The sequence below is a fragment of the Rhodococcus sp. 1163 genome, assembly GCF_002091985.1.
Taxonomy (GTDB): Bacteria; Actinomycetota; Actinomycetes; order Mycobacteriales; family Mycobacteriaceae; genus Rhodococcoides.
The window spans coordinates 80499-105628 of record NZ_MKKX01000017.1 but is presented as its reverse complement, the minus strand read 5'-3'; the positions used below and the strand labels follow the sequence as shown (position 1 = coordinate 105628).

The window sequence follows — 25130 nt, the reverse complement described above, 5'->3', positions numbered from 1 at the left end:
CTCCCAGTCTCGGGGGTCGTCATGCTCAGGATGCCGACGCCAGCGCAGATTCGAGATCCTGAGCCGCCTGCGTCTGCCACTCGATGTAGGTCTTGCCCTCGGGCAGCGTCTCGGTCACCTCGACGACGGGGATTCCGGCGGCCTCGGCGGTGGAGCGGATGTCCTGGGTGACGGCGTCCTGCGTCTGGATGTTGTAGACGAGGACCCGAACGGACTTCGACGTCAACAGGTCGCGAGTAGCCGCGATGGACGCGGGCGACGGGTCGTTGCCCGATTCGAGGGCGTTCTTGAAGTCCTCGGGTGTCCGATCGTCGAGGTCGGACTCTTCGATCAGGTAGTGCGCGATCGGTTCCGTCTGTGCGACAGGAGCATTGGCATGATCGACGGCGATCTTGTTCGTCACGTCGGTGATGCGATGGACATGATCATGGAACGTTTCGGCATTCGCGGTGTACTGGGCGGCGTTGTCGGGGTCGAGCTGGCCGAGCTTCTCGGCAATCGATTCTGCGGTGGATGCGGCAACCTCGGCGTCGAACCAGACGTGCTCGTTGGCGTCGCCGTGGCTATGGCCGTGGCCTTCGGTGGAGTCGGCGGAGCTGTCCGGGGCTGCTTCTTCGTCGTCGTGTGCATGGTCCGAACCGAGGAGGTCGTACGCGTTGACCGACGGCACGTCCTTCCCCTCCGAGCCGAGGATGTCATCGATGAACTCGTCGTATCCGCCACCGTTGTATACGACGAGCGACGCCTCGGCCACCTTCGCGGCATCGCCGGCGCTGGCTTCGTACGAGTGCGGATCTGCCGACGGGTCGGCGATGATCGACTGCACCGAAGCGAGGTCTCCCGCGACGGCTTGCGCGACGCTTCCCCACACGTTGGTCGAGGCCACGATGGTGATCGGGCCGTCGATCGCGGTGGCAGGCGCCGAAGAATTGGATGGGCTCGTGTCCGAACTGCATGCGGTCATGCCCAGTGCGGCGGCGCAGGTGAGCCCTACGAGAGCGGTAGTCGAGCGGGCGAGTTGTCGCACTGGGAACCCCTTGAGTCGAAGCTTGCGGAAGCGAAATATTCGCCTAGTTGGAAATGGTTACCGTTGTACTCTAGCGATTCGGCGGTTCTCGATCGAATCGGGTACCCAGGTGCCGAATTTCACTGCAGCGCCCTTTTCCGGCTAACGTCCCCGTATGTCCAGGTCGAGCGAGCCGCGCCGCCCCGCCACATTGGCCTCCATCGCTGCCGACCTGAAGGTGTCGCGCACCACAGTGTCGAACGCCTACAACCGGCCCGACCAGCTCTCACCCGAACTTCGCGAACGCGTTCTCATGGCAGCCAAACGCCGCGGATACGCAGGACCGGACCCACTCGCTCGCTCGCTTCGCACTCGTAAGGCAGGCGCAGTCGGGCTCGTACTTACCGAAGCGCTCAGCTACTCCTTCCGGGACCCCGCCGCCATGGCATTCCTGGCCGGGCTCGCCGAATCCTGCGAAGCTGCAGGCCAAGGCCTACTTCTGATTCCAGCAGGGCCCGACCGAGACGAGACTGCGGCCGCCGCCGTCGTGCAACAAGCAGGGGTCGACGGCTTCGTCGTCTATTCCGTTGCCGACGACGACCCCTACCTGATGGCCGTTCGCGAGCGGCACCTACCGATTGTCATTTGCGACCAACCACGCGGGGTGCCGGAGGCAGCACTCGTCGCCATCGACGATCGATCCGCGATGAAGATGATCGCCGAGCAGATCATTGCCCTTGGACACCGCCACATCGCCGTTCTCTGTATGAGACTCGGACGCGACCGTCGCGACGGGGTCGTACCGCCCGCTCGGCTCGCCGGCAGCCACTTCCACGTCCAACGGGAGCGGATAGCAGGGGTGAAGGACGCTATGAAGGACAGCGGCCTCGATCCGGAATCGCTCACCGTCGTCGAACGGTTCGAACACACCACCCGCTCCGGCCACTCCGCTGCAGCTCAGGCGCTACAAGCCAACCGCGAGACCACCGCACTGCTCTGCACCACCGATGTACTCGCGCTCGGCGCACTCAACTTCGCCAAGGTCGCCGGCATCGACGTTCCGGGTCAGCTCACCATTACCGGTTTCGACGGCGTGGACGACGCAATTCGCGAAAACGTCACCACCGTTCGTCAGGATGCCGAGGAGAAGGGGCGACGCGCAGGTGCGCTCCTGCTCTCCACCTCGCAGTCGGGCATCATGGCCGCCGAATTCTTGCCGACCGAGTTGGTCAAAGGTCGTACGGCAGCGCCGCCGCCCGCCTAGACCCCGGCTGGACCGATGGACCGCTTGGCCCCGGCTGGACCGCTTGGCCCCGGCTGGACCGCTTGAATGGCCACCTCAAGCTGACAGATCGTATGAGTGGACCATTCAAGCGAACGGGCGAGACGGCTTGAATGGCCACCTCATGCTGACAGATCGTATGAGTGGACCATTCAAGCGATTGTGTGCGAGCGATTGTGGGCAAGCGAACACGGCCCCGCTCAGGCGCTGAGCAAACTCGCACACCTGAGCAGACCGAGGTGGCTGTAGGCCTGGGGATGGTTGCCCAGTGAGCGTTCGGCGACGGGGTCGTATTCCTCGCTGAGCAGGCCGGTCGGACCGGCTGCGCTGACGAGTTGGGCGAACAGGGCCTCTGCTTCGGATCGCTGCCCGATGAGTAGGTATGCCTCGACCAGCCACGCCGCGCACAGGTGGAATCCACCCTCGCCGCCGGGCAGTCCGTCGTCGTGGTGGTAGCGGTACACGGTCGACCCGCTACGCAGTTCGGCTTCGGTTGCCGTCACGGTTGCTGCGAACCGAGGGTCGGACGGATCGATCAGCCCGGAGAGCCCGATGTGCAGGGTCGCCGCGTCGAGGTCGGTGCCTTCGTAGGCTGCGGTGAAGGACCGGACTTCTTCGTTCCAACCCTTGTCGATGACCTCGGCGTGGATTTGCTCGCGCAGACTGGCCCAGCTCGGTTCGGTTTCCCGACCGAACGAGGCCGCGAGGGCGAGCGCCCGATCGATGGTCATCCAGCCCATGACCTTGGAGTACACGTGGTGGCGGGGTGTCCCGCGGATCTCCCAGATGCCGTGATCGGGTTCGTCCCATCGGCGCTCGACAGCCTCGACCATCGAGCGGACCAGAGACCAATCGTCGTCGGACAAGGCCTCTTTCCCAGCCATGCCCTGAGACTGGCGGGCATGCGCGAGGGAAGAGACGAGGTCGACGATAGGACCGAACACGTCGAGCTGGACCTGCTGGTTGGCTGCGTTTCCGACGCGGACCGGGCGCGAGCCGGCGTATCCGGGCAGCTCGTCGATGACGGCCTCGGACGGCAGACCGAGACCACGGATCGTGTACAGCGGATGGAGTCGTTCCGGGCCAGGCACGGACTGCAGGACCTCGTGGATCCATCCGAGGTATCCCTCGGCTTCGGCCGTCGAGCCGAGGTTGACCAGCGCCGACGCGGTGAGGGCCGCGTCGCGCAGCCAGCAGTAGCGGTAGTCCCAGTTGCGCACGCCGCCGATCTCTTCGGGTAGCGACGTAGTCGCGGCTGCCATGATCGAGCCGGAGTCGGCATGAACGAGTCCACGTAGCGTCAGGGCGGATCGTTTCATCAAATCCCGTTTGAGTGGCGGCAGGTCCAGGACATCGACCCAGTCCTTCCAGTAGGCCTCGGCCTGTGCCCGTCGCTCTGGTTCCGGTAGCGCAGACGGTCCGAGATCCTCGCTGCCCAAACGTAATTCGAGAACGACAGGTCCACCGGTCGGGTCGATCTCGGCGTGCGCGGTCTGTTGCGCGCCGTCGGATACGACGTTCCATTTCACGCCGGGACTGCGCAGGACCATCGGCTCTGCGGTGCCGGAGATCCGAAGTCCGTCCTCTTCGGGTTCGAGCTGAACCCATACTTTGCCGAATTCGGGTCGGGGTGCGAACGTCACGATCGCGGTGGCCTTGCCGGTGACGACGCGGGTGAGCGAGGTCTGCCCGATGGCTACGTCGTGCGGAAGGTAGTCGGTGACCTGCAGGCTCGCCCACTTGGTCTGGACGGTCATGGTGCCGTCGACGTATTGCTGGCTCAGCGGCAATGCAGTGCGCTTGGGGCCGATGCTGAAGTGCCCGGCCTCGTTGCCACCGAGGAGGTGCGCGAAAATCGCTGCCGAGTCCGGTTCGGGGTGGCAGAGCCATGTCAGGTTCGCGTCGGGAGTCACCAATGCGACGGCGTTGGGGCTGGCGAGCATCGTGAGCCGCTCGATGCGTGGAGCATCGGCACCGGAGAGCCACCGGCGACGCTCTTCGAGCAGAAATGCCAGCGCGAGTGAGACCTGTTCGGTGCTGTCGATGTGGAACTCGGCGAGACTGTCGCCGGGGCCGATCTTGACGCCGATGTCGGGGCCGTGCAGGCGGGTGAAGGCCTTCTCGTCGGTGACGTCGTCGCCGAAGAACACCGCAGCCGTCGCGCCCTCCTGGTGCCGGAGGATGTCGAGGGCGTCACCCTTGTCGGTGACGATGACAGCGAGTTCGATGACGGACTTGCCTTCGGTCACCTGCACACCTTCGCGCAGCGCCACGCCGTCGCGCACCGCAACGAGAGCGGCTTCCGCGTCGGCCGCATCGGCATTGCGGACATGTAGCGCAGCACTCGCGGGTTTGGTTTCGACGGCCACACCGGGGAATCGGGCGGCAATCGAGGTCATCTCCTCGGCGATATCCTGCAGAAGTCGCTTGGCCTCGTCGTCGATTGCATTGATGAATCCGACGTCGAATTCGCTGCCGTGGCTGCCGACGAGTTGAACCTCGGCCGGGAGCCTGGACAGTGTGGCCAGATCGCGGAGGGCGCGACCGGAGATGACGGCGGCCTTCGTCGCGGCGAGACTCGCCAACTCACGCATAGCGGTCACGGACTCTGCATGCGGAAATGCCTTCGATGGATCGGAGACAATGGGCGCCATCGTCCCGTCGTAGTCGGAGGCAACGAGCAGGCGAGGCGTCCGGGCCACGGCCATGAGGGCGCGGCGGAGTTCAACCGGTAGATCCAAAGCAGTCACGGAACGAATCTAGGCGATGCGAGCCGATACGGCTCACTCGGACGCGCACGCTCAGTAGAGGGGCTTTGAATCTCCGAGTAGCAAATCGACGGTCAGTTCGAGTCGAGCGGCGACGTCGGTGGCCGACGAACGACGGGTCAACCACGCGACGAGATTGGACAGCCAGACGTCACTGATGACGCGAGCGATGCTGAGCTGCAGTTCCGTTGGCTCGCCGTCGCTCATCGCTTTGGCGAACAGTCGGTCCATCAATCGGCCGACCTGGTCCACCTCGGCGGCAGCGGACGCGTCCGCGAACATGAAAGCGCGAGTCATTGCTTCAGTGAGTAAAGGATCACGTTGCATCGCACGTGTGATCTGGCCCAGAATCAGGTGCATCCGCTCCTGCGGCGTTTGGCCGGGCGGGAGCTTGCGACGGGAGTCGATCTTTTCGAACTCGCGAGAGAGGGCTGAAACCAGCAGGTGCACTTTGGAGGGAAAGTATCGGTACAGCGTTCCGACTGCGACGTCCGCACGCTCGGCGACAGCGCGCATCTGAACGGCTTCGTAGCCGCCTTTGGAGGCGAGAGCCAAGGTCGAATCGAGAATTCGCTTGCGGCGTTCGCGCTGAGCATTGGAACTCAGGTCGTCGTCGGTGAGGACGCCGACCGAACGTAGTGGTGTAGCCGTGTTGGTTTCATTCACGGCCGTTCCTCTGTTCTTGTCGGCATTGGTCGCCGAACGCGACCGAGAAGATGTGCTCATCGACGTTGTCCTTCGCACCTTGACTCTGAACCAGCTACCGTATTAGAACACGTTCTAGACAAAAAAGTCATCTTGAAGAGTAGGGAAGAACATTGTGACAATTGCCACCACCGACGATCAGCGCGACGTCCAACAGTCGATTCGGTCGTGGGCTGCCACTGCCGATCCCATGCGGACGCTACGCGCCGACGAGCAGTCGGGTTGGCGCTCGCACTGGCGCGGGCTCGCTGAACTGGGCGTGTTCTCCGTTGCCGTTCCCGAGTCGGTGGGTGGCGTCGGCGGCACGGTCGCGGACCTCGCGGCGATGCTCGAGGAAACGTCGACAGCCCTCGTCGGCGGCCCGGTGCTCTCGACCGCCTTGGCTGCTCTCGTGGTCGGTCGGAGCGCGGGACCTGCGGCGGCGCGGTGGGGTGCCAATCTCTGCGAAGGCGCACTTCCCTGCGCCGTAGTGCTGTCCGACGCGCCGGTCGTAGCCCGCCGCGACGGCGACACCTTGCTCCTCGACGGCACTGCGGATATCGCCTTCGGTGCGGCAGATGGCGTCGGCGTGCTGTTGCCTGCAACGGTCGACGGCGAGACGGTCTGGTGCATGCTCGGAATCGACACGCCGGGTCTGAAGATCGAGTCGTTGCTCGGCGTCGATCGCAGTGTTCCGGTAGCCCGGCTGACTCTCCAGGATGTCGCGGTGGATCCGGATTCGGTCCTGTCCGACGTCTCGACGTCGTACGTTCTCGATCTGGCGGCCACTCTCGCTGCTGCGGATGCGGCAGGCGTCGCCGGGTGGGCGCTACGTACCGCTGTCGAGCACGCCAAGATGCGCGAGCAGTTCGGTGCACCGATCGGCAGCTTCCAAGCGATCAAGCATCTGTGCGCCGAAATGCTGTGCCGGGTGGAGAAGACGCGCGCCGCCGCATGGGACGCGGCGGTGGCAGTGGACTCCGCGGCCGAGGAACACCCATTGGCTGCCGCTGTGGCTGCCGCGATCGCTCTCGATTCCGCAGTGGACAACGCCAAGGACGCGATCCAGATCCTCGGCGGTATCGGATACACGTGGGAGCACGACGCGCACTTCTATCTGCGGCGAGCCCTGTCCATCCGGCAGTTGCTCGGCGGTACATCTCGTTGGCAGATGCGCGTGACGGAATTGACCCGCGCCGGCGTGCGACGCCACCTGAGCGTCGACCTCGGCGAGGCCGAGAACAGGCGTGAGGATGTTCGCGCGGAGGTACGCGCGGTGGCAGAGGCGGAGGATCCTCCGCGCACGCTGGCCGAGGCGGGCCTTGCTGCCGCGCATTGGCCGCAACCTCACGGCCGGGACGCAAGTGCAGCGGAGCAACTGCTCTACGCGGAGGAGATGGCTGCGGCCGGTCTCCAGATTCCTGATCTGGTCATCGGCTGGTGGGCCGTTCCGACGATTCTCGAACACGGAACTGCCGAGCAGATCGAGCGTTTCGCGGGTCCGTCATTGCGTGGGGACATTCGCTGGTGCCAACTGTTCAGCGAGCCTGAGGCAGGCTCCGATCTGGCGGCATTGCGGACCACGGCGACGAAGGTCGATGGAGGCTGGAAGCTCAAGGGCCACAAGATTTGGACTTCGCTCGCTCAGCAGGCCGACTGGGGAATCTGTCTTGCCCGCACCGACCGTGACGTCCCGAAGCACAAGGGAATCAGCTACTTCGTTCTCGATATGACCTCGCCCGGTATCCGTATCGAGCCGCTGCGAGAAATCACCGGTGATGCCGTGTTCAACGAGGTGTTCCTCGATGACGTCTTCGTCCCCGACGATTGCCTCGTCGGAGATCTGAACAGCGGCTGGAAGCTGGCCAGGACCACCCTCGCCAACGAGCGGGTTGCGATGAGCAGTGGCTCGACGCTCGGTTCTGCGCTCGAGGACGTTGTCGAGGCGACGTCGTCCAGCACCGATCCCGGTGTCGCGAATGCGTTGGGCGGGCTCGTTGCGAACGGGCTGGTGGGTTCCCTGCTCGAGTTCCGCTCGACGCTTCGGCGACTCGGCGGGCAGGATCCCGGAGCAGAATCCTCCGTTCGCAAGCTCGTCGGCGTACGTCATCGGCAGGATCTCGCGGAATTCGCGTTGGAGGTCTCGGGGCAGGCCGGGGTCATCGAGGGACCCCTGGCGAAAGAGATGCTGCTGACTCGCTGCTTGTCGATTGCGGGCGGTACCTCACAGATCCTGTTGACCGTCGCTGCCGAGAGGATTCTCGGTCTGCCTCGATGACTGCTGGTATATCCGTACCGATGGTGTTAAAAATAGAACAGGTTCTACCGAAGGACTCTTCGGTTCATCTTCCGTAGGCAGGATCAAGGCGTGGACTTCACCAGAAACTCCAATCAATCGACGGTCGCCGAGATGATCTCCGGATTGCTCGCACGCGACTCCGAGCCCGAAGCATTGTGGACGGCGCTGTCCGAGGCAGGGCTGTTCCAGATGGTGCTGCCCGAGGATCTCGGCGGCGACGGACTCGGATTGCCGGAAGCGGCGACGGTTCTGACCGAGCTCGGCAAGGCTGCGGCAGTCGGACCGGCACTTGCGACGCTCGGGTTCGGCATCATCCCGCTCACGCGACTGGCGGAAGCGGCTCTGATCCGTGACACCGTCGGCTCGGGCCGCATTCTGACGGCGGCGCTCATGGAACCCGGGTCGCCGTTCCCCGCGGAACCGAAGACGAAAGCCGTTCCCGACGGCGATCTCATGCGTGTGACCGGGACCAAGATCGCGGTGCCGTATGCCGAGCAGGCGTACCGCATCTTGGTGCCGACTTCCGAAGGTGTCGTATTGGTCGACCCCTCCGCGGAGGGTGTTCGGCTCGTGCCGACCCCGTCGTCGAGTGGCGACCCCGAGTACGCGATCGAATTCGATTCGGCACCGGGGCAATTCGTCACCGAGAATATTGCCGAGCTTTATCGGATCGCGATCGCGGCCATCGGCGCAGTCGCCGACGGGCTGGCTGCGGGCGCGGCGGCGCTCACCGCGTCGCACTTGGCGAGCCGTCATCAGTTCGGCAAGCCGCTCGCATCTTTTCAGGCCGTGGCCGGTGAGATCGCCGACGTGTATGTCACGGCGCGAACCATTCATGTCGCTGCGGTCTCGACGGTGTGGCAGGCCTCGCAGGAGACGCCGAGTCGGCCGGGTGACGCCGATGTGCTCGCCTATTGGATTGCTGCCGAACTGCCCGCTGCCATGCAGGTCTGCCATCATCTACACGGCGGAATCGGAGTGGACGTCACCTATCCGATGCACCGATACTATTCGGCTGCGAAGGACGTCGCGAGGCTCGTCGGTGGCGCCTCTTACCGGCTCGATCTGGTGGGCGCATCGATTCAGCGCGAGGACGTACTCGAATCGGTCGAGGTCTCCTCCGACGCAACCGGAGAGTCACCCTTCGTCGAGTTGACTGGAGAGCAGCAGGAGCTACAGCGAAAGCTGCGAACGTATTTCGCCGATCTCGTCAGCGACGAGGACGCGGAGATCATGATGACCGAGCGGCACGGCAAATCCTCTCGCGCGATCATCCAACAGATGGGCACCGACGGATGGCTCGGAGTCGGGTGGCCCAAGGAGTTCGGTGGCCACGGGTTCGGTGACGTCGAGCAGTCGATCTTCGTGAACGAGGCTGCGCGCGCTGACATTCCGCTCCCTGCGGTGACCTTGCAAACCGTCGGTCCGACCCTGCAGAAGTACGGAACCGAGGTCCAGAAGGACAAGTTCCTCAAGTCGATCCTCGCCGGTGAGGTGCATTTCGCGATCGGCTACACCGAGCCGGAGGCGGGAACCGACCTCGCCTCGCTGCGCACCACCGCTGTGCGCGACGGAGACGAGTACATCGTCAACGGGCAGAAAATTTTCACCACGGGCGGTCACGACGCGGACTACGTCTGGCTCGCAGTGCGCACGGGGCCTGCGGATTCGCGTCACCGCGGCATCTCCATGCTCATCGTCGACACCACCGACCCCGGATACTCATGGACGCCGATCATCACCCTCGACGGTGCACACCACGTCAACGCGACGTACTACAACGATGTGCGGGTCCCCGTCGACATGCTGGTGGGGGAGGAGAACGCCGGCTGGCGTCTGATCACCACGCAGCTGAACCACGAACGCGTCATGCTCGGACCGGCCGGTAAAATCGACGGTCTGTACCTGCACTTGCGTGGTTGGGCGCAGAAGCACGGCGTGCTCGACGAGCCTGATGTCCGACGCGCTCTCGGCGAGATCCATGCCACGTTCCGGATCAACGAGCTGCTCAACTGGCAGATCGCTTCGTCCACTGCGGATGCGGTCGATATCGCCGATGCCTCGGCTACCAAAGTGTTTGCCACCGAACGGATCCAACGCGTCGGCCGGCTTGCCGAGGAGCTGATCGGTCGACACGGCAACCCCCTCGACGCCGACACTGCCAAGCTCATGGCCTGGCTGGACAAGCAGGTCAAGCGCAACGTGGTCATCACGTTCGGTGGAGGGGTCAACGAAGTGATGCGGGAACTGATCGCAACGTCCGGCCTCGGGCTGCCCAGGGTCGTGCGATGAGCGAATCGATCAGCGAAGCAGCGGATCGTATTGCGGCAGCGGGGGAATGCGCACCTCGCGCTGGGCGGGACCCGATCAATCAACCGATGATCAACAACTGGGTCGAAGCGATCGGCGACGCGAACCCCATCTACGTCGATGCCGGGGCCGCCGTCGCCGCCGGACACAAGGGTGTCGTCGCACCTCCCGCCATGGCTCAGGTGTGGACGATGGGCGGATTGCATTACACGCGCTCGTCCGACGACCCGCTCGGGCTGATGATGGGCATACTCGACGACGCCGGATTCACCTCCGTCGTGGCGACCAATTGCGATCAGACCTATCACCGTTATCTCGAGCTCGGTGAAGAAGTCACGGTCACTACGAAACTCGACAATGTCGTCGGTCCGAAGAAGACCGGTCTCGGTCTCGGCTGGTTCGTCACCACACGCAACATCTGGTACGTGGGTGATGAGGCCGTCGCCGAAATGGTCTTCCGGGTACTCAAGTTCGCACCGGAAGCCAAGCCTGTCGCCGACGACGTTTCGGAGGCGATTCGTCCGGTCGTATCCCAGGAGACCGAGTTCTTCTGGGAGGGAGCACGAGTAGGCGAACTGAGGATTCAGCGGGTCGAGGACGGCTCGCTGCGGCATCCCCCGATTCCGGCGATCTGGCAGGACAAGGCCGCGCCGATCGACTACGTGGTCGCGAGCGGTAAGGGCGCGGTATTCAGCTTCGTCGTCCACCACGCACCCAAAGTGCCTGGGCGGACACTGCCTTTCGTGGTTGCTCTCGTCGAACTCGACGAGGGAGTCCGCGTACTCGGTGAGCTACGCGGAATCGAACCGTCCGAGGTCGAGGTCGGATTGTCCGTCGAGGTCGAATTCCTCCGCATCGACGAGAACTTCACACTCCCCGCATGGAAGGCGATCCGATGATTGCAGCGCAGGTAGGTGACGAACTGCCCGAACTCGAAATTTTCGCCGATCCCACATTCGTAGTCTCGACGGCGTTGGCCACCAGGGACTTTCAAGATGTTCACCATGACCGCGACAAGGCAATCGAGCGCGGTTCCAAAGATATCTTCGTCAACATCCTTACCGACACCGGCTTGGTGCAGCGTTTCGTGACCGACTGGGCGGGCCCGACCGCGGTCTTCCGCTCGATCGGTCTGCGGCTGGGGGTTCCCTGGTACGCCTACGACACTTTGACGTTGCGCGGGAAGGTATCTGCCGTCACCGACGGTGAAGTGACGGTCGAGGTGACCGGCTCCGACTCTCTCGGTGATCACATCGTGGCAAAGGTGAAACTGGCATCGTCAGAGCTGACAGGGGGGAGGCCGGCATGAGCGGCTTGTCGGGCAAGGCGGCGATCGTCGGAATCGGCGCCACGGATTTCTCCAAGGACTCAGGGCGAAGCGAACTTCGACTGGCCGCAGAAGCAGTGCAGGCCGCACTGACGGATGCCGGTCTGACGCCCGCCGACGTCGACGGTCTGACCTCGTTCACGATGGACACCAACACCGAGATCGCGGTTGCACGGGCCGTCGGAATCCCGAACCTGAAGTTCTTCAGCCGAATTCACTACGGCGGTGGCGCAGCGTGTGCCACGGTGCAGCAGGCCGCGATGGCAGTTGCCACCGGAGTCGCTGATGTCGTGGTCGCGTATCGGGCATTCAACGAGCGCTCCGGCTCACGTTTCGGACAGGTTGCTCCGCATCTCGCTGCGGCACCGACATCCTCGGGTGTCGACGCTGGATGGGCGTATCCGCAGGGGCTCGGTACACCCGCCTCGTTCGTGGCGATGGTGGCGCGCCGGTACATGCATGTCTACGGCGCGACGAGCGAGGACTTCGGCCGAGTTGCCGTCGCGGACCGTAAGCACGCGGCAAACAATCCGGCTGCGTTCTTCTACGGCAAGCCGATCACGTTGGAGGACCACCAGAATTCACGCTGGATCGCCGAACCGCTGCACCTTCTCGATTGCTGCCAGGAGTCCGACGGTGGAATTGCGATCGTGGTGACTTCGCCGGAGCGGGCGAAGGACCTGCCGAATCCGGCCGCCGTCATCACCGCGGCAGCGCAGGGAAGTGGCCCGGACCAATACATCATGACCAGCTACTACCGCGACGCGATGACAGGTCTTCCGGAGATGGGTCTGGTCGGAGATCAATTGTGGGCGCAGTCCGGGCTCACCCCGAAGGACATGCAGACGGCGGTGTTGTACGACCACTTCACTCCGTTCGTATTGATGCAGCTCGAAGAACTCGGGTTCTGTGGGCGCGGCGAGGCACGTGACTTCATCGCCGACGGTGCCATCGAGCTCGGCGGACGGTTGCCACTGAACACTCACGGTGGTCAGCTCGGTGAGGCGTACATCCACGGGATGAACGGAATTGCCGAGGGCGTCAGGCAGATTCGCGGGACTTCGGTGAACCCGGTTCCGGATGTGGAGAACGTTCTCGTCACTGCGGGCACCGGTGTGCCCACCTCGGGGCTCATCCTTTCCCGAACTCGGTAGCGCACGTAGTCGGGTACCGCTGTCATGGAAAACTCGACTACATGGATCGTAACGGCGTGAGAGATCACCACCCTCGAACCCACAGTGAGTGTGGCGAGGGTGGTGATCTGTTTTGACGGACTCCACCGGCGGCGCACATCCGGTTCTGGTCATCATGGGTGTGTCGGGATCGGGCAAGTCCACAGTGGCCGGCGTCCTTGCGCGAGCACTCTCATGGGATTTTCAGGAAGGCGACGACCTGCATCCGGCGTCGAATGTCGCGAAGATGACGTCCGGAGTCCCGCTGACCGACGAGGACAGGCTGCCGTGGCTAAACACGATCGCTGACTGGATCAGGTCGCATACTCGCCGAGGCGAACCTGGAATCGTCACCTGTTCCGCACTGAAACGAAGCTACCGGGACGTGCTCGCGCACGGATACGAAGGGCAGGTCCTCTTCGTTCATCTCGTCGGAACCAAGACACAACTCGGCGACCGGTTGGACGTTCGGTCGGACCACTTCATGCCGAGTGGGCTCCTCGACTCCCAACTCTCGACGCTCGAGCCGATCGGACCGGACGAGAACGCACTTCTAGTCGACGTCGGTCCACCGCCGCAGGAGATCGCCGCTCGCATCATCGCCGAACTCGACAGTCGCCAGGGCGAATGAAAGAAGCCGCGTCGACCGCGCGATCTGCTCGCGCCTCCTGACACACCGCCGTCGTCGTCTTCCTGCTGTGGCTTCCGAACAACCGCGCCCACAGCATCGGTCCGAACCTGTCGGTGGTGTACTGCATCATGTGCACTCATGAACAAGGTCCTGCGCGCGACACTCGTCAGCGCTGTCGTCATCACCACCGTCATCGGCATCGCGTCGTTCGTCTTGAGCTTCGCCGCACTGTGGGATTTGGCGACCATGGCCGGAGTCCCACGAAACCTGTCGTGGTTGTGGCCGGTCATCGTCGACGGCACAATTCTGCAGGCCACCATTTCTGTCATCGCACTTGCTCAATTCGCAGATCAGCGTAGCGGCAGGCGCTTCTTCTGGTGGGTGCTCGTCATCGCAGCGTTGGTCAGTATCGGCGCAAATGCATTGCACGCCTTCACTTCCAACACTGGAACCCTGCATCCCGCGCTGTCCGCTGCAATCGCCACCGTCGCACCGGTCAGCCTGCTCGCTGCCACCCACGGGCTGGGCATACTCGTGCGAATCCCCTCGACTCAACCCGGACCGGTCGCCGTCGTGCCCGGAGTGCCTGTGCAACCCGAGGTGACCGTGCAACCCGAGGTGGCCACGGCACGAGACGTCGAGTCGATCGTTCCGTACTCGCCGCAGTCTCCACTGGTTCACGTCGCCCACGACACTCCGGAAGATACCGACCCGCAGGGCCACGAGAGTGCCGAACCGCAGCGCAGTGCCGAACCGCAGCGCAGTGCCGAACCGCAGCGCAGTGCCGAACTAAAGGGCGTCGAGTTGTTGGACGGCATCGAAGACGTGGGCAGCGGAGAGCCTCTGGACAGTGTCGACAGGTGGATCCTCGACGGGGATCGCATCGAGGACCTCTACCCGGTCGATGCCCCATGATCGAGATACCCCATGATCGAGATGCCTCCTGACGGCGTCAAGCTGTGCACAGAAGTGACCTCACAGTGGTGGAGTGGCACTATCGAGGGATGAGCAAGGTGATACCGCAGGTCCCCGGCCCAGGGCAAGAATCAGTGTGGGATTATCCGAGACCACCTCGGTTGGAGCATTCGAATCGATTGATCACGGTGCGCTTCGGTGGGACGCTGATCGCCGAGACTCGCGATGCGTGGCGAGTGCTCGAGACTTCGCACCCACCGACCTGGTATATCCCGCGTGATGATGTTGCCGCCGAGGCACTCTCGCCCTCGGCGGGCCGGTCGACGCATTGTGAGTGGAAGGGTGCAGCGACGTACTGGACCGTCCACGGTGCCGACTCGGTGAGCGACGGCGCCGCGTGGAGTTACGAGGAGCCGACGGCGTCGTTTCTGCCGATCACCGGGCATCTGGCGTTCTCGCCTTCGCGGTTGGAATGCGAGGTCGATGGCGAACGCGTCACCCCTCAGGAGGGCGGCTTCTACGAAGGCTGGATCACGAGCGAGGTGGTGGGTCCGTTCAAAGGGATCCCCGGTAGCTGGGGTTGGTGATTCTCAGGGTGTGAGAGCGCTGGCAGGGATGATCTGCAGGCTGGATTCGTCACCGGGATTGCTTCCCGTCACCAGCACGTCGCCCGAACGTGTATCGACTGCAACCGAATTGGCTTGTCGCACGGTCGGAAGGTCGACGATCGGCCGCGGAGCCGCCGGGTCTGCGACGTCGACGACGCGCAGGGTGTTCGATTCTGTCAGCGTGATCAGCAGCAACTTTCGTTGCGGGTCGTACGCGAGTCCGTAGGGATTGCCAGGTGCTTCGATGCGAGAGACTTCGCTGACCTGCGGGTCGACTCTCTCGATGAAAACCGCACCACCGTCGGTATCGGCGAACGCGGCAAGGTCTCGACCCAGTGCGGTGGCGTGCGTCAATTTGGTTCCGAGTGGCCCCTGTGCGACTAGCTCCTGATCGGGGCCACTGTAGATCCACACACCGTTGCCCTGGACGTCGGCGACCGCAGCGTACTCGCCGACGGCGGCGAGACCACCGGGTTGAACCGGTCCTGCCGGTAGCGAGGCCGTCACCGCGCCGTCGCGAACGAACACGACGCCGCCGCCCATCTCGTTGGTGACAACGGTGGTCCCGTCGGAGGTGGTGACGGCATCGTGCGGTTGTCTTCCGACTCCCTGCACCGTGGTGATGACATTACCGTTTTCGGGATCGACGACGAGTAGCTCGTCGCTTGCTTCGAGCGGTGCGAGGACCGGTCCATCCGGTCCGGCGAGGGACAGGTGTCTGGGTGCGCCGGTTGTCGGTACGAAGGAACGCTCGACGCCGGTGGTCGCGTCGACCAGCCGAATGCCGTCGGGCTCTCGTACGCCGACGGCGGCGATGCCCGAAGTGGTGACGACGATTCCCTCCGGCGCGCCCGCGAGTGGCGTCACCACTCCCACCGGTGTCTGTGCCGAGGGCGCTTCGGCAGGCTCTGCTGCGGGCGTCGTCACTGCAGGCTTGTCGCTGTCCTGCGCGGCACACCCCGTCACCAGTGCGAGTACGGCAACAACAACGAGAAGCTGTTTCACGCGCCGCCGAACTTCTCGTAGTGCACTGCCTCGACGAGCGGGCGTCGATGGCGCCATCCGAATCGTTCCAGGTCGGGAGTCTCGGCGAACTCGGTGACCGGGCCGACACACAACCAGGCGATCGGCCGGATCGGGTCCGGGATTCCCAGCAGGTCTTTCAGGTAGTCCTCTTCGTAGAAGGACACCCATCCGACTCCGATACGTTCGGAGATCGCAGCCAACCACAGGTTCTGGATGGCAAGGACGGCTGAGAACAGGCCGGTGTCCTCGACGCTCGCGCGTCCGAGAATATGTTGGCCTCCTCGGGTCGGGTCGTAGGTGACCACGACGCCGGTGCAGCTCGTTTCGATTCCTTCGATGCGAATGGGATCGAAAGTAGCTTTGCGTTCGGGCGGTAGCGAGTCTGCGAACGCTCGACGCTTCTGCGCCACGTGTGCGGCGAAGGTGGCGAGCGTGTCGGGGTTCTGGATGACGACGAAGTCCCACGGTTGGGTGTTGCCGACGCTCGGCGCCTTGTGTGCGGCGCTCAGGATTCGCTGTAATACCTCGTCGTCGACCGAGTTGCCGTCGAACTCTGCGCGCACGTCGCGTCGCATTGCGATGGCCGTGTACACCGACATCGGGTTGTCGTCATCGTTCATATGTCTTCGTGTATTCCTTCAGTTTGGCGTTCGACTCCGCGACCGAATCCGGAATTCGATGTGCGGGAACTGGGCGTCCCACAAAGTATCCCTGAGCGGTTGTACAAGCGAGCTTACGTAATTCGAGCAGGGTGGCGGCGTCTTCTACGCCCTCGGCCGTGATGGTCAGGCCGAGGGTTCGGGCCAGATCGATCGTGGATCTGACGATGATGCCGTGAGCCTGATCGTGTGCCATGTCGCTGACGAAGGTCTTGTCGATCTTCAATTGCTGCACGGGAAGCCGCTGCAGGTAGGCGAGTGCGCTGTACCCGGTGCCGTAGTCGTCGATCGCAAGCGTGACTCCGAGCTTGCGCAGGCCCAACAGCGACTCGATGGCGACGAGCGGATCAGCCATCGACGAGGTTTCGGTGATCTCGATGGTCAAATCCTCGGGCGCGGCGCCGGCGGCGGCGAGCGAGCGTCGAACCTGCTCTACGAGAGTGCTGTCGAGAAGATTGCGTGTGGAGATGTTGACCGAGACGTTGAGCTCCACCCCTGCTTCGCTCCATTCCTTGCGGTGGGCCAACGCCTCACTCAAGACGAAGTTGGCCAGCGGCCTGATCAGTCCGGTGTGCTCGGCCATCGGGAGGAACTGATCGGGTTCGATGATGCCTTCGACAGGGTGGTTCCATCGGAGAAGCGCTTCGACCCCGGTGGCCTCCATCGAGTCGAGATTTACCTGCAGTTGGTAGTACAGCTCGAGTTCGCGGGCATCGATCGCAGTGGTGAGCTCACTGAGCAGATGCAACTGGCGGCTGCTGTCGCGGTCCATCGACGGTTCGTAGCTTGCGATACGTGGTTGCACCAACTTGGCCGATTGCATCGCCAGATTGGATCGGTGGACCAAGTCGTCGGAGCGTGCACTGGATAGTTCGTTGCCCGAGGCAATACGTGTCCCGGTTCGCGAGGCGGTCCGATCACTCAGTGCGATACCGATGCTGGCCTCCACGAGAAGCGTCGCACCTCCGACACTGATGGGGCAGCACAGCGCCGCATGCATCTTGTGCGCTGCGGCAACGGCCTCGGAATGTGTGTCGTCCACGGCGAGTGCAACGGCGAACTCGTCCGCCCCGAGTCTGGCGAGTACCCCACCGGTGCCGACGGCGCCAACCAGTCGGTCGGCGACGGCACGGAGCACATCGTCGCCGACCGCGTGCCCGAACGTGTCGTTGACTTCCTTGAACCGATCTACGTCGAGTAACAGCAGGGCGAGAGGACCGCTATTGGCGTCGATCCATTCTTCCAACCCTCGACGATTACGCGTCCCGGTCAGATGATCGGTCTGAGCAGCCAATCGTAGGGTGGCGGTCTGCCTACGGAGCAGTCGCAGCAGTTCGGTGACTCGAACGAACACCAAGGAAACGAGCACCGTCGCTGACAGCATGATTCCCCACCCCCACTCGGTGACGGGCGTCCCACGGATGAGAAAGGTTGCCATGATTGCGCCCGGCGTCAGCACCGCCAGTGTGAGAACGATCGTGGTGGGCGTGCTGAACGAGGCTTCGAGAGTGCTCGGCGAGCCGCGCTGTGCACGGGGAACTGTCAGATATCTCATCGACGGATGAACAGCAGCTGTTCCGAGTAGGACGTAGCAGACGACGTAACCGGCGACGGTGATATTGGGGGCCATGGTCGGTACCTCGGCCGAACCGACGCGCATGGTGGTGTCAGTGGCCAGCGTTACCGCCGCCGATGCGGCCAGAAGTCGAAAAGACGTGCTCTGCCACTGAACTGTGCCGAGGAAATGAACCAGGAGCCCGAGCATGAGGACGTCCATCGCTGGATAGGCGATTGCAGCCACACCCGACGCGGTCGAGACGTTCACGCCGTCGGCCGGGATGACGAGCACCCACAGGATGAGGCCGAACGCGATCATGACGATCACACTGTTGGCGACGTGCCCGAACTCGCCTCGCCGCCAGCCCTGCCGCACCAGGAGAAAGAGTCCGAACGCGAACAGTGGGTAGCCGAGTATGTAAATGGCATCGGCTACCGAGGGGACGGGCAGGTGGCCGTCGACGTGCTCGATCCAGAAGAACGCAACGTCCCCTGTCAGCCACATCGAGGTGCCGAGTGCGATCATCCACCATGGCGCGCGGGAGACAGGACGATTCACCGCGATCCCGACGAGCACTGCGATCACCGCAGACAGGCCGATACCGACGTAGAGGACATTGGACACGGTGCCATCCGGGGTGAAGATGTAGCCGATACATGCGGCCGATGCCACTAGCGGATACAACCACCATTTCACCCGGTGCATCCTTCCACTGCGTCGTGTCGTCGGTTTCTCATCACTGCCCAACTTCCCACACTTCGCAACTCGAATCACTTCGAACGCAGAATGTGGGAAGCCGGGAAAGTGAGATGTTCGACTCAGGGAAGCAGTTGATCGATGAAGGAATTCGAGTAGATCCGGTGTGGATCGAGGTCGTTGTACGTGGCCCGCGCGGTGTCCCAGTTCTCGCTGACGGGCACCCCTTCACGATAAGTGTCGGGCAGGATGTTTTCGATCACGTCCGCATCCTTGTACGGAAGCTCGGTGCTGAACGCCCAACCTTTCGACCATTCGGGACGGAATGTCGCCCAGCCGCCGGTGTAATGCGAGCGCATCCACTGTTCCATCTCGCGATAGAAGGCGAACATCCCCGGTGTGCCGGGGACGCCGAGCACGTTGAGCCAAATGGCAGTGTCCCACTCGGGATGGTCGGGTCGCGGCCGCATTGCCGAGATCGTCGGTGGCCCAGCAGAATCGACGAGGAGATCCGACTCTGCGTCCATGCCGCAACAGCGGATTTCCACTGGACCGTTGATCGGAAACTGGCCGATCGATTGGTAGTACGACACCCGTTGTTCGAACCAGACGGTGAAGTCGTGGATCACCCGCGCGACGTTGTCGCGGCTGGTGATGACCGCTCCACCGCCCTCGGTCAACAGAAGAGTGCTGGGCTTGATGTAGAACTGGACGTTCTTCGCCCATCCCCACAGATCGTTCGACCCCGTCGCAGCCAATCCCCCGACAGTGGCGGTGTAGAAGAACTGCCCGAAAGCGGGTGCGATGGAGGTTACTCCGGCAGTCAGCTGTCCGATCAGGTCGGACGCGATCTCGGGCAAATTATCGGAGAAGATGTAGTTGTACGGACCGGTCACCTCGCGTGCCGTCAAAGGCTTTTCGGGGCAGATCGACCACACTTTGAGCCATGGGTTCTCGGTGAACGGATACCAGATGGCCTCGACGCGACCGGTTTGCTTGAGAAAACTCTCGAATGTCCGTCCCGGTGCGCTTGGTTCGCCGAACATTTCGCGCCAACCGATGTCGGTATAACTCTGGCAGCGCATACGTGGATTGGCACCGGCCATCATCGTGACAGAAGTCAGGAACACGCGACCCAGGTGTGTCAGTAGTGGCGTAATTTCCGGGTCGGATCGATCGAACGAGCGCAAAGCATAGGCGTCACCGTCCCAGACGACAGCGGTCAAAGCGGTCACCAGATTGCTCAACGAACCGTACGTGGTTCCGGGTACTGGGATCTCACCTGCGGCCGGAATCGCAGCACCATGGGCATCGACGGCCAGCGCGCCTGCGATGGACAGTACTCCCGGAGCGGGCACGCTGACCCAGCCGAGACCGTTGTTCTCGAGTTGCTGAAGCATCGCCTCCAGGGTCGCGCCGGCACCGGCGGTCACCGTTGCAGGACGATCCGAATCTGCGGGGTCGACGGAAATCCCGTTCAGATGAACCATGGTGTCGACCAGTACGACCCGGTCGAGGTTCTCGCCGTTGACGATCGTCAACGGCGTCCACCCATGCATCGCGCCACGCGGCCTGATGCGATACGAGTTCTCATGGGCCCAATTCGCCAGTCGAACTACATCGTCCGGTGTGGCCGGGGAACAGGTCCAGATGGCGTCGAGAATGATCTCCTTCGACCAGTTCTGATAACGCTGCTGGTAGAGGGGAATTCCCGACGGAAAGTTCGGGGGTGGTGGGATGGTGCTTTCAGGGCTGCCGAAAGGCACGGCACCCACAGGGGCGGCGCGCATCACGGATGCCACCGCGAGTGCGCCCGCGCCTGCGGCGATGAATTTTCGGCGGTTCAGATCGGACATAGTGCTGAGTACTCCGTCGTCTCGAAGATACGAAATGGGTTTAGCGGGTTGTCAATACGACATCGGCGAGGGCCGGCGCGTTCTCTCGTGCGGGAACGGTGACGCTGATCAAATATCTACCGCCTTCGAGCCAGATACGGCAGGCCAAGGTCTCGCCAGGGTAGACGACGCCTGCGAACCTGGCGTCGAAACTGCTGATTGCGTCGACATCACCGTCGAGGACCGTGTCGGTGACGGCCTTGCACACCATCGAGTATGTGCACAGACCGTGCAGAATCGGGTTGGGAAACCCTGCAGCGGCAGCGAACTGGGGATCGGAGTGCAGTGGATTGCGATCGCCGCACATGCGGTACATCAATGCCTGTTGCGGCAGAATCGCTATCGAAGTTTCGGCGTCCGGCGCCCGTTCGGGTAGAACGGCCTTGTTGGACGGTCCTCTCTCGCCACCGAAGCCGCCTTCACCTCGGGCGAAGATCGATGACCTCGCCCGCCACAGCTCGGTGCCGTCGAGCGAGGTCGTGATCTTCTCCTGCACGATGACTGCTGCGCTGCCCTTGTCCCAGATATCGGTGATGCGAGTGATCGTCCGGGCCTGTCCGGCAGCAGGAATGGGACCGGAGACGGTCACGCCCTGACTGCCGTGCACCACCTTGGCGAGGTCGATGTCGACACCGGGGAACTGCACCCGAGGTGCTTCGACCTCGTGGAAGGTGGCTGCCACTGTCGCGAAGGTCGGGAGCACCTTCGGCTTGGCGTCGTCCAAGTAGCGGAGTTCGCGAGGGTCGGTGGGGGACCCACCGGCCCCGACCGCCAGGTGGAATGTCTGCACGTCGTTCGCAGTCCACGAAAACTCTTCCGCCGGTAACTCGGCGCCGATCGCGAGGTCGGGATCGATGCTCACTGAGACGCCCTGCTCGCCATGTCGAGAACGGCCAGGTAGCCGAACGTCATCGCGGGTCCGATGGTGGCGCCAGGGCCCGCGTAGGTGTGGCCCATCACCGGGGCGCTGGCGTTGCCGATTGCGTACAAACCGTCGATGACGCTTCCGTCCTCGCGCAGTACCCGGGCGTCGGCATCAGTGACGAGCCCGCCCTTGGTGCCCAGATCGCCAGGCACCATCTTCACGGCGTAGTAGGGCGGCTTGTCGATCACGCCGAGACTCGGGTTCGGCTTGTTGGTCTTGTCTCCGTAGTACTTGTCGTAGCCGCTGTCGCCTCGACGGAAGTCCTCGTCGACTCCGCTGCGTGCAAATCCGTTGAAGCGCTCCACCGTTGCGGTGAGCTGTTCGACGGGCATGCCCGTCTTCTCTGCAAGTTCGGCGACGGTGTCGGCTTTGACGACCACACCGGACTCCAACCAACGAGAGGGGAACCGCTTCTTCGGGGTCAGCCCGGCGAAGATGTAGCGATCGCGGTAGCGCTGGTCGATGATCATCCATGTCGGGATGTTGTCGCCGGGACCCTCACCGATGCCGTACTCGCCGCCGTACATCATGTGCACGGCCTCGACGTAGGGTGCCGCCTCGTTGAGGAAACGCTTTCCTGCGGTGTTGACCATGATGCCGCCGGGCAGCGTGCGCTCGGCGATACAGAACCACGGGCCGCCGGTCAGCGGAATCGAAGGACCCCACCAGGCGTCGTCCATGAGATCTACTGCTGCACCGAGCTTTTGGCCTGCCGTGATACCGTCGCCGGTGTTGGCCGCAGCGCCGACCGTCCATTCGGTCCCGATCGGCTGACGCTGGTATTTCTTACGCATCTCCGCGTTGTGCTCGAAACCACCCGACGCCAGCACGACGCCCAGCTTGGCCCTGATGACCGAGTCGGAACCGCCCACGACGACGCCGACGACACGGCCGTCCTCGACGTGGAAGTCTGTCATCGGAGTCTCGAGGAGCACCGGCACGTTGGCGTCGAGGAGGCCGGCACGCAGTCCGGCGGACAGTGCTTGGCCGCGGCCGAGTAGGTGCTTGCCGGTGAGCTTGGCGCCCATCCAGCGCATCCCGACGCGCATCACGCGGGCCAGTCCGCTCGGGTGGCGTCGCAGAAGGTTGATCGCCCGGTAGTCCGCCTGAGTGATCACCACGTTCAGTGGCGCCTTGCCGTAATCGGGTTCGAGATTGTCGACCTCGGAGCCCAGGCAGGTGGAGTCGAACGGAGTCGGTTCTACCGATCGTCCGCCGACCCGTCCGCCCGGTGCTTCCGGGTAGTAGTCCGAATATCCCGGGACCCACTGCATTTTCAGCGGCGAGTTCTTCAACACGAAGCTCAGCATTTCGGGTCCGCGTTCGAGATAGGTGTCGATGCGTTCCTTGGACACGACGTCGCCGATGATCGCGTGTAGGTAGTCGCGCGCGGCCTCCGGGGTGTCGTCGACGCCGTCGCGTTCGAGTACTTCGTTGTTCGGGACCCACACACCGCCACCCGACCGGGCGGTGGATCCGCCGAACTTTGCTGCCTTCTCGATGAGGACGACGCTGAGTCCTCGATGTGCTGCGGTGAGCGCCGCCGTCATTCCGCCCGCGCCGCTACCGACCACGACGATGTCGTATTCCTGCTTGTTCATGTAGAACACGTTATAGAATGATGTGGGTGTCAGTCCATGCTTTCTGCCAGGAAGAATTGATGAAAATCGATTCCAGAACAAAAACACGTTGCAGTTCGTGTTCGGGAGGTTTCACGTGAGCTGGGATCTATACGCCGACGTCGTAGTCGTCGGGTTCGGTGTGGCAGGTGCAGCGGCTGCGCTCGAGGCCGTCGCCGCGGGCAGTTCCGTCATCGCACTCGATCGGTACGCCGGTGGCGGTGCCAGCGCGATCTCGGGGGGAGTGGTCTACGCCGGCGGTGGTACGTCCGTTCAGGGGCAGGCCGGAGTCGAGGACAGCCCCGAGCAGATGTTCGCGTACCTGACCAAGGAGGTCGGCGACGCCGTCAGCCCGGCCACCCTGCGAAAGTTCTGCGATCAGAGCCCGGAGATGATCGAGTGGCTTTCCCATCACGGTGTGCCGTTCGAAGCGTCGCTGTGCCCTTACAAGACTTCGTATCCCACCAATCGTCACTACCTTTACTACTCGGGCAGTGAGGCCGCAGGGGAATTTCGAGAGGTGGCCACGCCTGCGCCGCGCGGACATCGGGCCAAGGGCAAGGGCACCTCGGGGAAGATGTTGTACGGTCCGATGGCGAAATCTGCGCGGGATGCGGGTGTGCACTTGATACCGCAGACTCGCGCGGTCTCGCTTGTCGTCGAGGATGGCCGAGTCGTAGGCATCGAGAGTCGGACGTTGAAGGATGCGCCCGCTCGAATCCGGCTGGCTCACAAAAGGATCGGCTTACTCTCCGCGAAGCCGGGCATTTATGCCCCGCAATTTCGCTACCTGCTCGAGCGCAGACTCGCTCGGATCGAGAAGAAGTACGGCCGTCTGGTCCGCATCCGAGCGCGTGGAGGCGTCATCCTCAGCGCGGGTGGGTTCGCCGCGAACCGCACGATGATGAAGACGCACGCACCGAAATACACCGGTGGAATTGCACTCGGAACGGCAGGTGACGACGGCAGTGGCATCGGCTTGGCCACCGACGTCGGCGCAGGTACGGCAAAGTTGGCCAACATCTCGGCCTGGCGGTTCATCGTCCCCGCAGTCCCGTTCCTCGGCTCCCTGCTCGTCGATCGGGCTGGTGAGCGCATGGTCGACGAATCTCGTTACGGCGCTGCCCTCGGTCACGCCATCGTCGAGAAGGGCGGCGGCCGTGGCTGGTTGCTCGCCGATGCGGATCTCGTGCGGGACGCCAAAGCTCAACTACCCAAGCAAGCGATGTGGTTCCAGCGAGTCCAGAATGCCGGGCTGATGCGCACGGCCCGGCGTGGAAATACGATCGAAGAAGCGGCGCGCGCTGCCGGTCTCGACCCCGCAGGACTGCAGGAGACAGTGGACCGACACAACGAGGCCATCGCGTCGAGAATCGCAGATCCGATGGGCAAGCACGACGACTTCCGACGTCCCGTCCTCGCGGCGCCGTTCACGCTCTTCGATGCGGGCATTCCTGGCGGCTCGGCGATCGCGAAGATGATGAATCCGTGCCCGATGATCACCCTCGGTGGACTCATTGTCGATGAGGACACTGGAGGTGTGAAAGATGCTGGCGGAGTGGTTATTCCGGGATTGTTCGCTGCCGGCCGCACTGCTGTCGGGCTGTGTTCGAATTCTTACGTCAGCGGACTCTCGCTCGCGGACTGTGTTTTCTCGGGCCGTCGGGCAGGTGCACATGCGCTGGTACCGGCAAGCGATGTGAGAAACGTGTAGGGGCCCAGCGACGCTGGACCCCTACACGGCGGAACT

General features: G+C 63.4%; 19 protein-coding genes and 1 pseudogene. 11 read left to right on the top strand and 9 right to left on the bottom strand.

Annotated features, from left to right (window positions below):
• Positions 1–25: 25 nt before the first annotated feature.
• A complete protein-coding gene (locus BJD99_RS03945; RefSeq protein WP_084345879.1) occupies positions 26–964 on the bottom strand; it encodes a metal ABC transporter solute-binding protein, Zn/Mn family in 939 nt (312 codons plus the stop codon).
• Positions 965–1181: 217 nt separating this feature from the next.
• Here BJD99_RS03945 and BJD99_RS03940 point away from each other — a divergent pair, with 217 nt between their 5' ends.
• Positions 1182–2270 carry a LacI family DNA-binding transcriptional regulator gene (locus BJD99_RS03940; protein ID WP_179142177.1) on the top strand — a complete coding sequence of 363 codons (1089 nt, stop codon included), beginning with the start codon at positions 1182–1184 and terminating at the stop codon, positions 2268–2270.
• Between the two features lie 218 nt (positions 2271–2488).
• Here the strand turns inward: BJD99_RS03940 and otsB are convergent, their stop codons facing one another.
• Entirely contained in the window at positions 2489–5038 is a 2550-nt protein-coding gene (gene otsB, locus BJD99_RS03935; RefSeq protein WP_084345485.1) for a trehalose-phosphatase, read from the bottom strand.
• Between the two features lie 51 nt (positions 5039–5089).
• Complete coding sequence (gene kstR / locus BJD99_RS03930) at positions 5090–5782, bottom strand: cholesterol catabolism transcriptional regulator KstR (protein WP_084345484.1); 693 nt, start codon at positions 5780–5782, stop codon at positions 5090–5092.
• Positions 5783–5876: 94 nt separating this feature from the next.
• Between kstR and BJD99_RS03925 the strand changes: the two genes are divergently transcribed.
• From BJD99_RS03925 to BJD99_RS03890, 9 genes and pseudogenes are all read left to right on the top strand, one after another.
• Positions 5877–8018 carry an acyl-CoA dehydrogenase gene (locus BJD99_RS03925; RefSeq protein WP_084345483.1) on the top strand — a complete coding sequence of 714 codons (2142 nt, stop codon included), beginning with the start codon at positions 5877–5879 and terminating at the stop codon, positions 8016–8018.
• Positions 8019–8150: 132 nt separating this feature from the next.
• A pseudogene (locus tag BJD99_RS21190) lies at positions 8151–9077 on the top strand (acyl-CoA dehydrogenase family protein); the annotation flags it as partial.
• 114 nt (positions 9078–9191) lie between these two features.
• Complete coding sequence (locus BJD99_RS21185; protein WP_256895511.1) at positions 9192–10331, top strand: acyl-CoA dehydrogenase family protein; 1140 nt, start codon at positions 9192–9194, stop codon at positions 10329–10331.
• Positions 10328–11248, top strand: a complete 921-nt coding sequence (locus tag BJD99_RS03915; protein ID WP_084345481.1) for a bifunctional MaoC family dehydratase N-terminal/OB-fold nucleic acid binding domain-containing protein — start codon at positions 10328–10330, stop codon at positions 11246–11248. Before BJD99_RS21185 ends, BJD99_RS03915 begins: the two co-directional genes overlap by 4 nt.
• Positions 11230–11658 (top strand): MaoC family dehydratase, encoded by a 429-nt coding sequence (locus BJD99_RS03910; RefSeq protein ID WP_084345480.1) that lies wholly within the window; start codon positions 11230–11232, stop codon positions 11656–11658. Before BJD99_RS03915 ends, BJD99_RS03910 begins: the two co-directional genes overlap by 19 nt.
• Entirely contained in the window at positions 11655–12830 is a 1176-nt protein-coding gene (locus tag BJD99_RS03905; RefSeq protein WP_084345479.1) for a lipid-transfer protein, read from the top strand. Before BJD99_RS03910 ends, BJD99_RS03905 begins: the two co-directional genes overlap by 4 nt.
• A gap of 154 nt (positions 12831–12984) precedes the next feature.
• Positions 12985–13479, top strand: a complete 495-nt coding sequence (locus BJD99_RS03900; RefSeq protein WP_084345878.1) for a gluconokinase — start codon at positions 12985–12987, stop codon at positions 13477–13479.
• A 138-nt stretch (positions 13480–13617) separates the two neighbouring features.
• On the top strand, positions 13618–14394 hold the full coding sequence (locus tag BJD99_RS03895) for a DUF2637 domain-containing protein (protein ID WP_084345478.1): 777 nt from the start codon (positions 13618–13620) through the stop codon (positions 14392–14394).
• A gap of 89 nt (positions 14395–14483) precedes the next feature.
• Entirely contained in the window at positions 14484–14981 is a 498-nt protein-coding gene (locus BJD99_RS03890) for a DUF427 domain-containing protein (protein WP_084345477.1), read from the top strand.
• 3 nt (positions 14982–14984) lie between these two features.
• On the opposite strand, the gene BJD99_RS03885 is transcribed toward BJD99_RS03890, so the two are convergent.
• The 6 genes from BJD99_RS03885 to kstD form a co-directional block, all read right to left on the bottom strand.
• Positions 14985–16007 carry a hypothetical protein gene (locus BJD99_RS03885; protein WP_084345476.1) on the bottom strand — a complete coding sequence of 341 codons (1023 nt, stop codon included), beginning with the start codon at positions 16005–16007 and terminating at the stop codon, positions 14985–14987.
• Positions 16004–16648 (bottom strand): 5,6-dimethylbenzimidazole synthase, encoded by a 645-nt coding sequence (gene bluB, locus BJD99_RS03880; RefSeq protein ID WP_084345475.1) that lies wholly within the window; start codon positions 16646–16648, stop codon positions 16004–16006. Before bluB ends, BJD99_RS03885 begins: the two co-directional genes overlap by 4 nt.
• Positions 16638–18941 carry a bifunctional diguanylate cyclase/phosphodiesterase gene (locus BJD99_RS03875; protein WP_084345474.1) on the bottom strand — a complete coding sequence of 768 codons (2304 nt, stop codon included), beginning with the start codon at positions 18939–18941 and terminating at the stop codon, positions 16638–16640. Before BJD99_RS03875 ends, bluB begins: the two co-directional genes overlap by 11 nt.
• 122 nt (positions 18942–19063) lie before the next feature.
• On the bottom strand, positions 19064–20797 hold the full coding sequence (locus BJD99_RS03870) for a cholesterol oxidase substrate-binding domain-containing protein (RefSeq protein WP_084345473.1): 1734 nt from the start codon (positions 20795–20797) through the stop codon (positions 19064–19066).
• A gap of 40 nt (positions 20798–20837) precedes the next feature.
• Positions 20838–21698: a MaoC/PaaZ C-terminal domain-containing protein gene (locus tag BJD99_RS03865; RefSeq protein WP_084345472.1), complete on the bottom strand. Its 861-nt coding sequence runs from the start codon at positions 21696–21698 to the stop codon at positions 20838–20840.
• Positions 21695–23362: a 3-oxosteroid 1-dehydrogenase gene (kstD, locus tag BJD99_RS03860; RefSeq protein WP_179142176.1), complete on the bottom strand. Its 1668-nt coding sequence runs from the start codon at positions 23360–23362 to the stop codon at positions 21695–21697. Before kstD ends, BJD99_RS03865 begins: the two co-directional genes overlap by 4 nt.
• 115 nt (positions 23363–23477) lie before the next feature.
• Here kstD and BJD99_RS03855 point away from each other — a divergent pair, with 115 nt between their 5' ends.
• Positions 23478–25094, top strand: a complete 1617-nt coding sequence (locus BJD99_RS03855; protein WP_084345877.1) for an FAD-binding protein — start codon at positions 23478–23480, stop codon at positions 25092–25094.
• Positions 25095–25130 lie beyond the last annotated feature (36 nt).

Coding starts and splice junctions, on each gene's coding strand:
- BJD99_RS03945 (WP_084345879.1), bottom strand. CDS start 964: ATGACCGCATGCAGTTCGGACACGAGCCCATCCAATTCTTCGGCGCCT.
- BJD99_RS03940 (WP_179142177.1), top strand. CDS start 1,182: ATGTCCAGGTCGAGCGAGCCGCGCCGCCCCGCCACATTGGCCTCCATC.
- kstR (WP_084345484.1), bottom strand. CDS start 5,782: ATGAGCACATCTTCTCGGTCGCGTTCGGCGACCAATGCCGACAAGAAC.
- BJD99_RS03915 (WP_084345481.1), top strand. CDS start 10,328: ATGAGCGAATCGATCAGCGAAGCAGCGGATCGTATTGCGGCAGCGGGG.
- BJD99_RS03910 (WP_084345480.1), top strand. CDS start 11,230: ATGGAAGGCGATCCGATGATTGCAGCGCAGGTAGGTGACGAACTGCCC.
- BJD99_RS03905 (WP_084345479.1), top strand. CDS start 11,655: ATGAGCGGCTTGTCGGGCAAGGCGGCGATCGTCGGAATCGGCGCCACG.
- BJD99_RS03900 (WP_084345878.1), top strand. CDS start 12,985: ATGGGTGTGTCGGGATCGGGCAAGTCCACAGTGGCCGGCGTCCTTGCG.
- BJD99_RS03895 (WP_084345478.1), top strand. CDS start 13,618: ATGAACAAGGTCCTGCGCGCGACACTCGTCAGCGCTGTCGTCATCACC.
- BJD99_RS03890 (WP_084345477.1), top strand. CDS start 14,484: ATGAGCAAGGTGATACCGCAGGTCCCCGGCCCAGGGCAAGAATCAGTG.
- bluB (WP_084345475.1), bottom strand. CDS start 16,648: ATGAACGATGACGACAACCCGATGTCGGTGTACACGGCCATCGCAATG.
- BJD99_RS03870 (WP_084345473.1), bottom strand. CDS start 20,797: ATGTCCGATCTGAACCGCCGAAAATTCATCGCCGCAGGCGCGGGCGCA.
- kstD (WP_179142176.1), bottom strand. CDS start 23,362: ATGAACAAGCAGGAATACGACATCGTCGTGGTCGGTAGCGGCGCGGGC.